11 protein-coding genes are annotated in these 15422 nt (G+C 44.9%); 6 read left to right on the top strand and 5 right to left on the bottom strand.

All coding sequences use genetic code 11. The features are described from left to right. Positions 1-54 precede the first annotated feature (54 nt). The 3 genes from ppa to mgtE form a co-directional block, all read right to left on the bottom strand. On the bottom strand, positions 55-582 hold the full coding sequence (gene ppa / locus H3V12_RS05865) for an inorganic diphosphatase (protein ID WP_075870254.1): 528 nt from the start codon (positions 580-582) through the stop codon (positions 55-57). Between the two features lie 68 nt (positions 583-650). Continuing rightward, positions 651-2480 carry a translational GTPase TypA gene (typA, locus tag H3V12_RS05860; protein WP_075870445.1) on the bottom strand — a complete coding sequence of 610 codons (1830 nt, stop codon included), beginning with the start codon at positions 2478-2480 and terminating at the stop codon, positions 651-653. 431 nt (positions 2481-2911) lie between these two features. Beyond that, positions 2912-4291 (bottom strand): magnesium transporter, encoded by a 1380-nt coding sequence (mgtE, locus tag H3V12_RS05855; protein ID WP_198213469.1) that lies wholly within the window; start codon positions 4289-4291, stop codon positions 2912-2914. A gap of 673 nt (positions 4292-4964) precedes the next feature. Here mgtE and H3V12_RS05850 point away from each other — a divergent pair. The 4 genes from H3V12_RS05850 (at position 4965) to H3V12_RS05835 (ending at position 10399) form a co-directional block, all read left to right on the top strand. Beyond that, complete coding sequence (locus H3V12_RS05850; RefSeq protein WP_279110057.1) at positions 4965-6560, top strand: ABC transporter substrate-binding protein; 1596 nt, start codon at positions 4965-4967, stop codon at positions 6558-6560. Between the two features lie 377 nt (positions 6561-6937). Further along, the gene (locus tag H3V12_RS05845; protein ID WP_198213467.1) at positions 6938-8962 is read left to right on the top strand and encodes a M3 family metallopeptidase; all 2025 of its coding nucleotides are present in this window, start codon (positions 6938-6940) and stop codon (positions 8960-8962) included. Between the two features lie 298 nt (positions 8963-9260). Next, positions 9261-9866, top strand: coding sequence for a 3-isopropylmalate dehydratase small subunit (gene leuD, locus H3V12_RS05840; RefSeq protein WP_075870250.1), 606 nt, complete (start codon positions 9261-9263; stop codon positions 9864-9866). Between the two features lie 110 nt (positions 9867-9976). After that, positions 9977-10399, top strand: a complete 423-nt coding sequence (locus H3V12_RS05835; RefSeq protein ID WP_198213465.1) for a metallopeptidase family protein — start codon at positions 9977-9979, stop codon at positions 10397-10399. 318 nt (positions 10400-10717) lie between these two features. Here the strand turns inward: H3V12_RS05835 and H3V12_RS05830 are convergent, their stop codons facing one another. After that, positions 10718-11782 carry an SGNH family hydrolase gene (locus H3V12_RS05830; RefSeq protein WP_198213463.1) on the bottom strand — a complete coding sequence of 355 codons (1065 nt, stop codon included), beginning with the start codon at positions 11780-11782 and terminating at the stop codon, positions 10718-10720. Positions 11783-11798: 16 nt separating this feature from the next. Then, complete coding sequence (locus tag H3V12_RS05825; RefSeq protein ID WP_198213461.1) at positions 11799-13049, bottom strand: lytic murein transglycosylase; 1251 nt, start codon at positions 13047-13049, stop codon at positions 11799-11801. A gap of 307 nt (positions 13050-13356) precedes the next feature. Here H3V12_RS05825 and galU point away from each other — a divergent pair, with 307 nt between their 5' ends. Together galU and H3V12_RS05815 are read left to right on the top strand one after the other, a co-directional pair. Further along, complete coding sequence (gene galU, locus H3V12_RS05820) at positions 13357-14238, top strand: UTP--glucose-1-phosphate uridylyltransferase GalU (protein ID WP_198213459.1); 882 nt, start codon at positions 13357-13359, stop codon at positions 14236-14238. A gap of 48 nt (positions 14239-14286) precedes the next feature. After that, on the top strand, positions 14287-15279 hold the full coding sequence (locus H3V12_RS05815; RefSeq protein WP_198213857.1) for a KpsF/GutQ family sugar-phosphate isomerase: 993 nt from the start codon (positions 14287-14289) through the stop codon (positions 15277-15279). Positions 15280-15422: the final 143 nt, after the last annotated feature.

Here is a 15422-nt window from a genome sequence, read left to right as displayed (position 1 = left end):
TAATGAGATGGGTTTAATGCAGATTGATAGATAACTATCAATTATTTCTCATGACTATTTTTTTGCGCGCTTGATAGCCTTGTTGATAAGCTCGCGGGCAAAATCTTCGTCTTCCCAACCGCCGATCTTCACCCATTTGCCCGGTTCGAGATCTTTATAATGCTGGAAAAAATGTTCAACCTGTTTCAAGGTTATTTCCGGCATATCGGCATAATCATGCACGTCAATATAACGTTGTGTCATTTTCGGTGTCGGAACAGCAATGATTTTTTCATCTTTGCCGCCATCATCTTCCATGATCAAAGCACCAATCGGGCGGCAATTGATAACGCAGCCTGGAACAAGCGGACGAGTGTTGAGAACGAGAACATCAATCGGATCGCCATCTTCGGACAATGTGTGCGGAACGAAGCCATAATTGCCCGGATAGGTCATCGGGGTATAGAGGAAGCGATCAACAAACAGCGCACCGGACTTTTTATCCATTTCGTATTTGATTGGTTGCCCGCCGACCGGCACTTCGATGATAACATTAACATCTTCCGGCGGATTTTTGCCGATGGGGATCAAATCGATATTCATAGAGACATCCTTTCCAGAAATAAGAAGAGCCGGATACCGTTACGGCATCCGGCTTGAATGGACAAAAATCAGGCAGCACTGTCCGACGGACGTGGCTTTCCGTTTCTTTTACGATCAATCGGATCGAGGTAAAGCTTGCGCAGACGAATGTTCTTTGGCGTAACTTCGACGAGTTCGTCATCCTGAATCCACGACAACGCACGTTCCAATGTCATTTTGATAGGAGGAGTGAGTTTCACAGCCTCATCCTTTCCGGCAGCACGAACATTGGTGAGTTTTTTACCCTTCAAGACGTTTACGTCCAAATCATTATCACGTGAATGGATGCCAATAATCATTCCTTGATAGACCTTGACACCTGCATCAATAATCATCGGACCGCGGTCCTCGAGATTGAACAGGGCATAGGCTACCGATTCACCATTATCATTGGAAATCATGACACCATTGGTACGTCCGGCGATATCACCCTTATAAGGTTCATAGTCGTGGAACAGGCGGTTCATGACAGCCGTACCACGCGTATCGGTCAATAATTCCGATTGGTAGCCGATAAGGCCTCGTGTAGGCGCATAAAAGACCATGCGGACACGATTTCCACCTGAAGGCTTAAGCTCGATCATCTCGCCTTTACGTTCCGACATTTTCTGGACGACAATGCCGGAATATTCCTCATCAACGTCAATGACAACTTCCTCGACCGGTTCAAGCTTGTTGCCATTCTCGTCGGTATGCATGACAACGCGCGGACGCGAAACCGAAAGTTCGAAGCCCTCACGGCGCATATTTTCAATCAAAACAGCAAGCTGCAATTCGCCACGGCCTGAAACATAGAAGGAATCCTTGTCTTTCGATTCCTCGATTTTCAATGCAACGTTACCTTCGGCCTCTTTGAGCAAACGGTCACGAATAACACGACTTGTAACTTTGTCACCTTCTGTGCCGGCAAGCGGACTGTCGTTAACAAGGAAACTCATTGTTACTGTCGGCGGATCAATCGGCTGCGCCTTCAAAGGTTCGGTTACTGACGGGTCACAGAATGTGTCGGCAACGGTACCTTTTTGCAGACCGGCAATTGCAACGATATCGCCTGCGTCACCTTCTTCGATAGGTTGACGCTCAAGCCCGCGAAAGGCAAGAATTTTTGAAATTCTGCCGGTTTCAACAAGATTACCCTGCTGGTCGAGAACTTTTACAGCCTGGTTCGGTTTGATTTTACCGGAGTGAATTCTGCCTGTGATGATACGTCCCAAAAATGGATCGGCTTCCAGAATAGTACCGATCATCGTGAAGGGGCCCGGAGCAACAGTCGGAGCCGGTACGTGGCGCACGACCATATCGAACAACGGTGCCAACCCCTGATCTTTCGGGCCATCGGGGCTTTCGGCCATCCAGCCATCGCGACCGGAACCATAAAGGATCGGGAAATCGAGTTGTTCATCTGTTGCGTCAAGGGCGGCAAACAGATCAAAAACTTCATTGATAACTTCTTCAGGACGTGCGTCGGGGCGGTCGATCTTGTTAATGGCAACAATCGGACGCAGGCCAACCTTCAAGGCTTTGCCAACAACAAATTTTGTTTGCGGCATCGGGCCTTCAGCAGCATCTACCAGAACAATGGCACCATCCACCATATTAAGGATACGTTCCACTTCGCCACCGAAATCGGCGTGACCAGGGGTATCAACGATATTGATACGCGTATCTTTCCATACGACAGAAGTAACTTTGGCAAGAATGGTAATTCCACGTTCTTTTTCAATATCGTTGGAATCCATCATACGCTCGCCAGTGCGTTGATTTTGGCGGAAATTTCCTGATTGCTTTAGTAGCCCATCCACAAGGGTTGTTTTACCGTGGTCAACGTGGGCAATGATTGCAATATTGCGCAATTGCATGTAAATCTTCTTTTCGTTCACTGAAATTTCGAAAATACGGCAACAAAAAGCTGCCGCATGGTGTTGCATGCCTCTTACAAGTTTTTTACGGTTTTTGGAAGAGGGGGAAACCTTTTTTAGCTAAGATAAACTCATTATCATAACTTTAAACCGTCAAAGGCATTCTTTCCATTATATGAGAATAGTCGATTGCCTAATCAATATCTCGCTGTCAAAGGCCTTCTTTGAAGCAAAATAATTGTTAAAAAATTCACGTAATTCATAGACAAAATCGAGAAGCGCGCTGCAACTATTCTATTATGCCATAGTTTTAAATTGACACAAAAATCTATGTCGGCACGCGCGAAATTTGCTTGTAAATCCCGATTGTACTTTTGTAGGGTCAAGGCCGCTGTCCAATCTTGAAAAGAACAACGGCCTTAAACAGGGACTCACAAAAGTGTGCCGCTCAAAATAAGTGCGGCGACAGAAAAATAGATAACAATACCGGTCACATCGACCAGCGTTGCGACAAAAGGTGCCGAAGCACTTGCCGGGTCAAATCCCAGACGGTTCAGAAGGAAGGGAAGCATTGAACCGGTGAGACAGCCGAACATAACAATGCCGATAAGGGCGGATCCTACGGTTACGGCCACCAGCACCCAATGCTCGCCATAATCATAGATGCCGGTTTTTTGCCACACGATAATGCGTATAACGCCAATCAATCCGAGCATGGCTCCCAAAGACACGCCCGCCGGTATCTCCCTTAAAGCGACTTTCCACCAATCTTTGAGTTCAAGTTCTCTCAATGCAAGTGCACGAATGATAAGTGATGTTGCCTGTGAACCGGAATTACCACCCGAACTCATGATAAGCGGAATAAAGAGGGTAAGAACAATTGCTTTTTCAAGTTCGACTTCAAAATGTTGCATGGCACTGGCAGTCAACATTTCGCCCAGAAACAAAACGGCAAGCCAACCGCCACGCTTTTTCATCATATCGAAAAAACCGATATCCATGTAAGGCTTGTCGAGTGCTTCCATACCACCGAATTTATAGGCATCTTCACTCATTTCTTCGGTCATCGCATCAAGCACGTCATCGACTGTTACAATGCCGATCACGTGGTCTGTTTCGTCAACAACCGGAACCGAAAGCAGATCGTGACGCCGGAACAGGCGCGCGACCTCTTCCTGATCGGTCAAAGGACCAATCTTGATCGGTTCGCCATTCGTTGCAGCATCAAGAATCGTATCGTCAGGATTGGCAAGGATAAGATTTCTGAGTGAAACTGCTTTGATAAGAACACTGGTTTCGGGATTAATGACATAACTTGCATAAACTGTCTCGCGCGTACGTTCGACATCACGAATATGGTCAAGTGTTTGACGAACCGTCCAGGTGGAAGGAACGGCAATAAATTCGGTTGTCATCAAAGCGCCGGCGGTGCCATCAGGATAACTTGACAGCTTTTTCATTTCTGCACGGGTTAGCGGCTTCAGGAGAGGATAAAGTTTGGCACGCGTAGCCTCGTCCATTTCCTGAAATACATCTACAGCCTGGTCGGCGGACATTCCGTCAAGAATGATGACAGAACGATCTGTAGGCAGCATTTCAAGAATTTGTCCCGGCTCGTCAAGCTCCGGCTTGTCGAACAGCTCGATAGCATATTCGATCGGCAAAAATTTGAACACGTTCACTCTTTCGACAATGTCGAGATCGTTGATGACATCGACAGCGTCGGCAAAATGCAGACGGCTCAAGCGCTCGGCAAGCGCCTCAGCAGACAGCGTTTTGACATCAAATGCTGAAGTCTGGTTTTCAGTCATGATGGAGCTCCTTAAGGACAGTTCGTTACGGACATTCAACCTGTGGGGTAACCTGTCGTGCAGGTTTGACATCCCGACAGATCATGTGGGGGGAGCATATCCCTACGCAGATGTTTCAATTGTTATGTTTTGACCGAAAGTCAAGCACTGTTTGGCTATCAGTCACTTTTATTCCTGAAAAGCCAAAAAACAGTGGAAATTTCAAGTCCGATCGATTGCTTTTCATGCGGCATGTTTCATTTAAAGAATTGCTTTTTAAAGTCTTATAGAGCCGAACGGATTGAATGAACTTGTGTTGTAATGGCGCGATTCTTGAGTGCAACAGCCTATCCCTTGAATAATATATTTAATGATAATTATAAATATATATTGTTTTTATATATAAATTTATTATCATTTAATAATTTATTTTTAAAAAAATGAAATAGTTTTCATCGAATATATTTTCTGAAAATTAGTTAATTTGTTTTATTAAATTTTTAAATTCAAAATAAGATGTAAGAATAAAGGCGACGATTTACCTTTGTATCTTTTTGATAATAATTTCTGCTATGGCAATTGTTGACAAAAACGCTATTGTTGATGAGGAACAATCGGTGAATAGAATAATTGCTTCATTTGCCAGCTTCAAGGTGTGAGGCAGGATGAAGCATAACCACGAATAGAGATTGATGTGAAACGCTTGAACGATTTTTCTCGATTGACCGGAAAATCGGTCTTATTGCTGAAAACGGCAACAAGATATTTATTAGCGTGCCTTCTATCCGGATGCGGCATTTTTTTACTCTGTGCGCCGGCATTACTCTGTGCACCGGCAATTGCCTCGGAATTAAAAATTGCTCTGCAGGATGATCCGGACAATCTTGATCCTGCTTTAGCCAAAACTTTTTCAGGGCGGCTTGTTTATACTGCTATGTGCGACAAACTTATCGATATTTCGAGAGAAGCGGATTTTGTTCCCGAACTTGCTCAAAGTTGGAGTTTTTCCGACGATGGAAAGACTTTGAAGTTGCACTTGCGAAAAGATGTCATCTTTCACGATGGCACGCCGTTTAATGCCGATGCGGCCATTTATTCCTTAAAACGGGCCATGAGTTTTTCGCATTCTGTTCGCGAAAACGAGTTGTCCTCGGTTTCCGGAATCGAAGCGACAGGACCGTTTGAAGTGACAATTAAATTGAAATATCCTGATGCCGCACTTTTATCACATCTGGCCGATCGGGCAGGGGTGATGGTTTCTCCCAAGGCAGCCCGCGAAATGGGAAGTGACTTCGGTCTCAAACCTGTTTGTGCCGGACCTTTTCGTTTTGTCGAGCATGTTCCTCACGACCGGATTGTTCTTGAAAAATTCGATCGTTATTGGAATAGCCAAGAAATCAAACTTGATCGGTTGACTTTTTTGTCGATTGAAGATCCATCCGTGCGTTTTTCGAATTTGCGTGCCGGAATTGTCGATATGACCGATCGACTTTCTTCGGGTGATTTTGACAAAGCAAAAACAGTATCCCGCCTCCAAACTGAAAGAATGGCAAGTGAAGCCTATATTGCTTTAACGATCAATATAGCGAACGGAAGCAGGGCAGCAACGCCGCTTGGACAACAAAAACTGCTGCGGCAAGCATTTTCTCTTGCCATTGATCGCGCTTCTATTCGCGATAATGTTTATGGCGGTGCGATGGTTGTCGGCAACCAGCCATGGGCACCTGATACAATCTGGTTCAATTCGGGCTATCCGGTTCCTCCGCGCAATCTTGAAAAAGCGCGCGAGCTCATTCAACAAGCCGGTTTTGCAAATCAGAAAATCGACGTTCAGATTTCCCACAGCAATGAACCGACAGTTGTTCAAGCGATGCAGGCTATAAAAGTGATGGCAGATGAAGCCGGTTTCAATGTAAGCCTTCATCCTAAAGAGGAAACCAAACTTGCTGCCGATAATAGCCAAGGCAATTTCGAAGTTTCGGCACAAAAATGGAGCGGACGAATTGATCCGGATGGAAATGTCTATTGGTTCGTAACATGTGAAGGGGGTGACAATATCGGTAAATATTGCAATCCCGACCTTGATAAAAAATTGTCGGCTGCCCGTGAAACACTTGATCCGGCAGAAAGAGCCGATCTTTATCATTATGCTGCATCTGTGCTTCAGGAAGATATGCCGATCATCTATCTCGGTCATCCCGATTATATCTATGCCTACACCAAAAAACTCCATGGATTCCATCCTTATCCGGATGGTATGATAAGATTTTCAAATATGTATAAGGATTGAAGAACAGGCAGTGTTACCTTAACTTTGAGTGGCAGATGAAAATTCATTAAAATGGACTGTAATTCGGGTTTGCCCTTTGTTATTTGCTAATTTTAACTTTTAAAAATACAGCATCTACAAAAAAATTTTAAAATCCTACGATGTGTCTGTCGAATTTTTAACGCACTATTTGCGATAAAATGTTGTGAGAGAGCCTATGTTGGATAATCGGGAGACGTAACAATATCGCTTTAATGAAATCGATTGCCTGTTTAAAACTGTTTTCGTAATTGTCTAAAAGTGTTCCCGGAATGCTGGCATTCATAGTTTTAATCATTACATGAATAACGTATTGACCAATTGCAAGTGAATTGCAGCAAAATTATTGGAGAAAAAATATGTCAAAAACGGCGTTGCTGGAGTGGTCCGGCTTTGAAGGTTTGCCCGATTTTTCAAAGATCCGCGATGAAGATTTCAAGCCGGCTTTCGAAGAAGCATTAAAGGATGCCGAAGCCGAAATCGAACAAATTGCTACCTCTCCGGAACCTGCCACGATTGACGGTTTTTTACAGTCGTTCGAACTGGCAGGTCAGCCTCTTGACCGTGTATGTTCGGTTTTCTTTCTCCGTTCGGGTGCCTATAGCAATGATCTCATTCAGCAATTGGAACAGGATTTCGTACCGAAGTTATCTCGTTATTCTTCAAAATTGATGATGGATCCGCGACTTTTTGCAAAAATCAATGCTCTTCATGACGAAGCGAAGAAAAGCGTATTCGATGCCGAAACCACGCGTGTGATCGAACTTACTTGGAAAGGTTTTGTTCGTAACGGTGCACTTCTTGATGAAAAGGACAAAAAAAGGCTGGCAGAGATAAACGAGAGATTGGCCTTGCTTGGCGCGCAGTTCGGTCAACATGTGTTGAATGATGAAGCCGAGTGGGTTCTTTATCTAGAAAAAAAGGATCTGGCAGGCCTTCCCGATGACCTTATTGCGACGATGAAGGAGACGGCAAACGAAAGGGGAAAAACGGATTCCTATGCATTGACACTCGCTCGTTCTGTTGTGGAACCGTTTCTTACTTTTTCCGACCGTCGGGATTTGCGTCAGATTGCTTTTGAAGCATGGGCAAAGCGCGGTGAAAATGGCAATAAGAATGACAACCGGAAGATTATCAGCGAGATTGTGGCATTGCGTGATGAAAAGGCAAAGCTTCTCGGCTTCAAATCCTTTGCCGATTTCAAACTTGACAACACAATGGCTAAAACGCCCGACAATGTGATGAAGCTTTTAATGCCGGTCTGGAGGCGGGCTGTTGCAAAGGCTCAAAAAGAAGCAGAAGAGCTGCAAAAACTGGCAGCGCAAACGGGGAGCAATGACGAGTTGGCTGCTTGGGATTGGCGATATTATGCCGAGAAACTGCGCACCAAATTGTTCTCCTTCGACGAAGCTTCGGTCAAAGTCTATTTTGAACTGAATAAAATGATTGAAGCCGCATTCGCCACGGCCAAGAAGCTTTTCGGTGTAACTTTCGAAGAAAAACATGGAGTACCGCTGTGGCATCAGGATGCCAGACTTTTCGAGGTAAAAAATCCTGACGGAAGCTTACGCGGGCTTTTCATTGGCGATTATTTTGCGCGCCCGAGCAAACGTTCCGGCGCATGGATGAGTGAATTGCAAACCGAACATCATCTGGGAAAAGGGCGCAAACCGATCATCTACAATATTTGTAACTTTGCCAAACCGCCCAAGGGAAAACCGGCACTTTTGTCATTGGACGATGCGCGAACCTTGTTTCACGAATTTGGACATGCCCTCCATGGTTTGTTATCGGAAGTTAAATGGCCATCGGTTTCGGGAACTTCGGTTGCCAGAGATTTTGTCGAACTGCCTTCGCAATTGTTCGAACATTGGGTCACTGTTCCTGAAACATTGAAAACTTATGCCAGAAACGTCAAAACCGGCGAACCTATGCCACAGGAGCTGCTTGACAAGGTTCTCGCTGCGCGCACTTTCAATGGCGGTTTCGATGCTGTCGAATTTACTGCCTCCGCACTTGTTGATATGGCTTTCCATGCTGGCGGAAAGGTTGATGATCCGACCGAATTCGAGAAAAATGAGTTGAAAAAATTGGGTATGCCAAAAGCAATTATAATGCGTCACCGTCCGCCGCATTTCACCCATGTTTTTACCGGTGACGGTTATTCGGCAGGCTATTACTCCTATATGTGGGCGGAAGTTCTTGATTCAGATGCCTTCGAGGCCTTTGAAGAAACCGGCAATGCCTTTGACCCGCAAACGGCGGAAAAACTGAAAAAATATATTTATTCAGCCGGCGGAAGCCGTGATCCCGAAGAACTCTACAAGGCATTTCGCGGCCGCTTGCCGAGCCCTGATGCGTTGATGAGAAAACGCGGAATTTGATTGGAAATATTGTTTGGCTTGATTTTATCCAATCGGATGAGGGAAAAAATCCTCTCATCCGGTTTTTGGTATTATCCAAAACCGCGTATAAAAATTAAAAACCGGAACATTCGATTGGAATAATCGGAAAAGCCAAGAGACTTGAAATGCGAACTGAAAAATTAGGTGGTTAGAGGCAATTTCCAAGCTTTATCTTGGAGACATGGATTAAGAAAAACTTGAATTCCTTCGCTTTTGACAGCTTAATCGTGCAGTAGTAAGAGACATTGGAAAAACTCTAAAATTCGGATTTTGAAAAATGGAAAAGTTCACAACACTGACGGGCGTTGCAGCGCCAATGCCGGTGGTTAATATCGACACCGATATGATCATTCCGAAAAATTATTTGAAAACAATCAAGCGTACCGGCCTTGGAAAAGGGCTTTTCGCAGATATGCGCTATCGCGATGACGGTTCGGAAAATCCTGATTTTGTTTTGAACAAGCCTGCCTATCGTCATGCAAAAATCATTGTTGCGGGCGATAATTTCGGTTGCGGTTCCTCGCGGGAACATGCACCATGGGCGTTAGCCGATTTCGGCATAAGGTGCGTTATATCGACCTCATTTGCCGATATTTTTTATAATAACTGTTTTAAAAACGGAATTTTGCCGATCATCGTCAGCCCCGAAGATTTACAAAAACTGATGGAAGATGCAGAACGTGGTGCCAATGCAACGATGACAATCGACCTTGAAAAAAAGGAAATTCATGGTCCTGATGGTGGCACTTTGAAATTTGATGTTGACGAATTTCGTCGTCATTGCCTGTTGAATGGTCTCGACGATATCGGGCTCACCATGCGCAAAGTATCCGAAATCGATTCTTTCGAGAAGAGGAACGCAAAAGCGCATCCATGGGCTTGAATAAATCAGGTCTTAGATATCGAAATTAATTTGCAGCAATAGAAAATTGCTGCTTTCACACACTGGCGATCTGGTGTGTTTTTATGAGTGAAACGGAGCATGTAATTTATATGGCTAGAACGGATCATAGTCATAACTGGGCTACCCGCTTGTCTCCAAGTCTGAATGAAATTGATTCAATTGCCCGCAACGCGTTTGCAAATTTGCCATCGAGATTTCGCGTTCTCTGCGACAATCTTGTTATTTCGGTCACAGATTTTCCTGATGACCAGATGATGGACGATATGGGACTGGAATCCCCCTTTGAACTTTTGGGGCTGTTTGAAGGACAAGGCCTTAGCGAACGCTTTTCTCTGAATACCGGTAACGAGACCAACAGGATTACATTGTTCAGACGGCCAATCCTTGATTATTGGACAGAAAATGATGAAGCGCTTGGTGATATCATCACCCATGTTCTTATTCAGGAAATCGGACGCAATTTCGGCTTATCCGACGATACATTGGATGAAATCGAAGAAGCTGTCGTATAAAAGAAAAAGCGGACTTTCTGTTTTTCGGTAATTTTTAAGCTCCCATTATAACCGGACACAACTTTTATTTTATTCGATCCCTTTACCAACGAACATATCCGGCTCTACTGGCTGTTTGTGTGCCAATTCGATGTGATAAGTTGGAAAGAATTTACTGAAAGTTTTTAACAAACAACTTGAAAATCGGGTTCAAGTGCTGCTCTGGAATTTAGATGTCATGCACCTTCGATCGGCAATTGTTTTTAACAATTATTCTCTATGCGTGAATTATATTCCAGCAGTTGCCGATCGCTTTTCAGTTGATTTTAATGACCGATTTTACTGGAGAGAAGAAAAGTTATCCGCACGCCCGGGCTCTTTGCCATTTTTAGGCACCCAATGGTCTTCCGCTTTTTCGGGCTTTGGTGTTTCTGTGTCTCCCAACAACCCGTTGTTTTGCCCTGCCATATCATAAAATCCTATAGGCGCAACGCGATCAACATCTCGCGGCAAGATAGAAATGACAGGACCGTTCGGATCAACCTTGACCTTGTCAGAGGCATCGTTGCTATTCAAATTGATGATATTTTCCAACGGTTTTTCAAGATAGAAGGCGAGCTTCTTTTTGCCGGCACTGGTAAAGTTAATTCCGTCATTGGCCCGAAGCCGCACAGTTTGCCCATTTACGTCATAACCGGAAAGTGCAAACTTTCCCTGATCATCGACAAATCCTTCCCAGACATCAACAAAATGGCCGCCGGCAGCTTCCATTTGTTGTTTGTAAAGCCTGTTGAGTAAAGAAATGGTCTGACTGAGTTGCGGGTCTTTGAACGAAGGGTTGCCCAGCCACAAAAACGGTTTTCCTGTTTGTTTGAGCGCTGAAGAGAGTGCAACAATTCGTTGGCGATAATTGTCACTCCATTCTTTGTCTCCGGCATTGATCGTCTTGTCACCGGATTTTATCGTTTGATTATCATTGGCGCCCAGTGTCATAACAATAATGTCGGGTTTGTCCTTGGCAACGAGCTTGGCGATATTATCGAGCCAATTATAATGATTGTCATTCACTAAACCTGAAGACAAGTTTGTCGAGGTTAGTATAACGATATTCGGGTTTTCTGCGTAAAGCTGGTTCAATCCGTCGGCAACGGCATTTCCTACAAAGTCACCCAATACGAGAACGCGTTTTGCATTCGGCGCTTTTTGATTGGTTTTCTGAGGCACTGGCGACTTGACAACGCGTTTTTTCTTAACCGGTGGCGGGGGCGGGGGATAAGCCGGTTGCGCCTGTTGTTTGCGTCCGAAAATAATGTCGAAAAGATTACGCGCGTCGGCACTCTGAGGCGCAAATGCCAACATACCAAGTGGCAAAAGCAGTACGACGAACCGTAGTATTTTTTTCATCAATAGTTTTCCGGATTTAACGACTACGCAGAATTGTTAATAATTCACGGCTCGGGTTACCATCAGTTGGCAAACCGTTACGGCTTTGAAAAGCCTGAATAGCTTTCTTGGTTATTTCTCCATTTTTGCCGTCGATGTTGCCATGATAATACCCCATTTTCGTCAATCTCGTTTGCAATTCCTGCCGTTCCTGAATGCTGAGCGGCGAAAATGGACGGTTCCAATCTTTGACCAGTCCCGGACGACCTGCAATACGGTCGGACAGAAGACCTACAGCCAATGCGTAACGATCGGCACTGTTATAACGTTTGATAACGAAGAAATTCTTTGTGACCAGAAATATTGGCCCCTTGCGCCCATCAGGAAGTTTCAAGGTTGCTTTATCCGAAGGATTTGCAAACGGTTTGCTATCGGCACGTTTGACCCCCATTTTTGCCCATTCGGAAAGTGTAAGCGAACCGGGCGGGAATTTGCCGTTTTCAGGTAGAATGACTTCATAGCCCCAGCCGCGGCCTTCCTGCCATCCATTTTTCTTCAAAAGGTTGGCTGCAGTTGCCAGAGCATCAGGTACCGATGTCCAAATATCGCGTTTGCCGTCACCATCCATATCCACAGCATAGATAAGGTAACTTGTTGGAATGAATTGCGTATGCCCCAATGCACCGGCCCAGGAACCCTGCAAGTGAGCCCTGTCAATATCGCCGGATTGTAGAATTTTTAATGCGGCGATCAACTGTGTTTGTGCATATTTTGCTCTTCGTTTATCTCCAAACCCGAGAGTAGCGAGCGAACGAATGGCATCACGCATCGCCGTATCGCGATCCATAGCCTCTCCGAAATCGGATTCAATCGACCATATTGCCAACAGAATATTACGATCGACACCAAAACGTTTTTCGATTGCGCTTAGCCATTTTGCCCATTTTTTGCCATGCGCACGGCCGAGTGCAATCGCATTATCCTGCACGCGGTTGTCAAAATAATTCCAGGTGGGATCGGTAAACTCCGGCTGATAGGCAGCTTTTTTCAAAACCTCGGGATCGGGAGAATCAACTCCCTTGAAGGCCAGATTGAAAGTTGCCGGTGTAATACCGGCATTCAATGCAGTCTTTTTGAAATCGGCGATCCAGCGGCGGAAGGCAATGTCGGAATTCAGTGCCAAAGCAGGCATAGAATAAACCAGACTGAAGAAACAGACCCCGCCGAAAACTGCCGAGCGTCTGGTTATCGGTTTTCCGGATTTTCCTTCGATATTATTGCCGTTCATGGTCTTATGTGCTCCGCGCATCTAAAACGTCAGCTTTCTGCAAAAAACGCATTCTTCCATCATAATAATCCGATTTTGATAATTTGATGAATGCTTTATGGTACTTTTTTATGAAAAAAATAAAATAGGAAAAATGGCGTTTTCACAGCCTCATTGATAATTTATTTAGCCTTTGGCTTTTATAAAGTCATCACTTAAGATTGCATCTTGCGAAAAAAGATGATGACAAGAGCCATGAATTTATCATCTTTAACGTTATAGAATGCGACCAAGTCAAATATGAATTCGATTATATCGGGAGAGCAGTTTGAAAAAAATTCGTAAAGCGGTCTTCCCCGTGGCGGGGCTTGGAACACGTTTTTTACCAGCAACAAAGTCGGTTCCGAAGGAAATGCTCACTGTCGTCGACAAGCCGGTCATCCAATATGTGGTTGATGAAGCAAGGGAAGCCGGCATTGAGCACCTTATCTTCGTCACCGGTCGTAACAAAGCGGTTATCGAAGATTATTTCGATGCACAAGTGGAGCTTTACACAACTCTTGCCGAACGTGGCAAGAAAGAGGAACTGGCTCATCTGAAGGATATCCAGCCACAGCCCGGTACAACCTCGTTCACACGCCAGCAACAACCTTTGGGACTAGGGCATGCAGTTTGGTGTGCAAGAGAACTCGTCGGCGATGAACCATTTGCGCTTTTGTTGCCGGATATGGTCATGCAGGCTGAAAAAGGATGTCTGTCGGAAATGGTGCGTCTCTATGAGGCTACCGGTGGCAATATCATTGCTGTTCAGGAATGTGATCCGGAAGAAGCCCATAAATATGGCATCGTCGGCAAAGGCAAAAATGTTGCCCATGGGTTTGAAATAACCCAAATGGTGGAAAAACCGGCAAAGGGCACCGCTCCTTCCAACCTTTATATCAATGGGCGTTATATTTTGCAGCCGGAAATCTTCGACATTCTGGCACGGCAAGAAAAAGGTGCCGGAAACGAAATCCAGTTGACGGATGGCATGCGTACACTCGCGGAACGTCAGAGCTTTTATGGATACCGCTTTGAAGGGGCAACATATGATTGCGGTTCCAAGACCGGATTTATCGAGGCGAATGTCGCCTTTGCACTCGCGCGTTCTGATATGCGGGAAAAGGTTTTGACACCTTTGACAGCACTTCTTGCGAATGTAAAAAATTAAAACTCCAGTAGACGTCTGACCCGATTTGCTTTATCAAATCGGGTCATGATGACCCATAAAGACGTTCATTTTTCCGCTAATGACGCAGTTTTATCTGCAAATCACACAATTTCTGTCGAAATGGCCGGACTTGAGGCTATCAAAAAGGCACTCAACGATGGTCTTGCCAAGCCGTTTGCGGAGGCTGTTCATAAAATTCTTCAATCCAAAGGACGTGTTATCGTAACGGGCCTCGGAAAAAGTGGGCATATTGGTACAAAAATCGCGGCAACTCTTGCTTCGACCGGAACGCCGGCATTTTTTGTCCACGCAGCGGAAGCAAACCACGGTGATTTGGGAATGATCGAAGTGGGGGATGTTATTCTTGCTATTTCCTGGTCGGGTGAAACGGTCGAGCTTGGTGGAATATTGAACCATGCTGCCCGTTTTCGTATTCCTCTCATTGCTTTGACGTCAGGTGCACAATCGGCTTTGGGGCAAGCCGCCGATATATTGTTGCTTTTGCCGAAAGTTGAAGAAGCCTGCCCGCATGGACTTGCTCCCACAACATCGACCACGATGCAGCTTGCAATGGGGGATGCATTGGCCGTCGCACTTCTTGAAATGCGCGGATTTACAGCAAGTGACTTCAAAATTTTTCATCCAGGCGGTTCACTCGGAGCAAATCTCAAATTCATTCGTGACATCATGCACCGCGGCGACCGTATCCCGATTGTCAAAAGCGGCACGCCGATGAAAGATGCCATGCAAGTACTCACCGAAAAACATTTCGGCTGCGTCGCAGTTGTTGATAAGAATGGTTATCTTGAGGGTATCGTCACAGATGGCGACCTCGCCCGCAACATCAATCGTGATCTTTCGAAACTGACAGTCAACGATGTTATGACAAAAGATCCCAAAACAGTCACTCCCGATATGATGGTCGGCGCTGCCACGGCTTTAATTAATGATCATAAAATCGGTGCATTGCTTGTTGTCGAAAATAAAAAACCGGTTGGCCTTGTCCATTTCCACGATCTCTTAAGAATTGGTGCGATTTAAAAAATATTACAAAATGCTTAACGTTAATTCGTCGGCTAAATGTTTAGTTATTTCACCATTAAACGATGGAAAAATTTATTTTTAATTGTAAATTTATTTGAATAAAAATGGTTTTTGTTGATGCATTATTTTGAATTATCCTA

Source organism: Bartonella sp. W8167 (assembly GCF_016100335.1).
Taxonomy (GTDB): Bacteria; Pseudomonadota; Alphaproteobacteria; order Rhizobiales; family Rhizobiaceae; genus Bartonella; species Bartonella apis.
The sequence above is the reverse complement of the archived record's forward strand: the minus strand, read 5'-3'. Positions and strand labels throughout refer to the sequence as shown.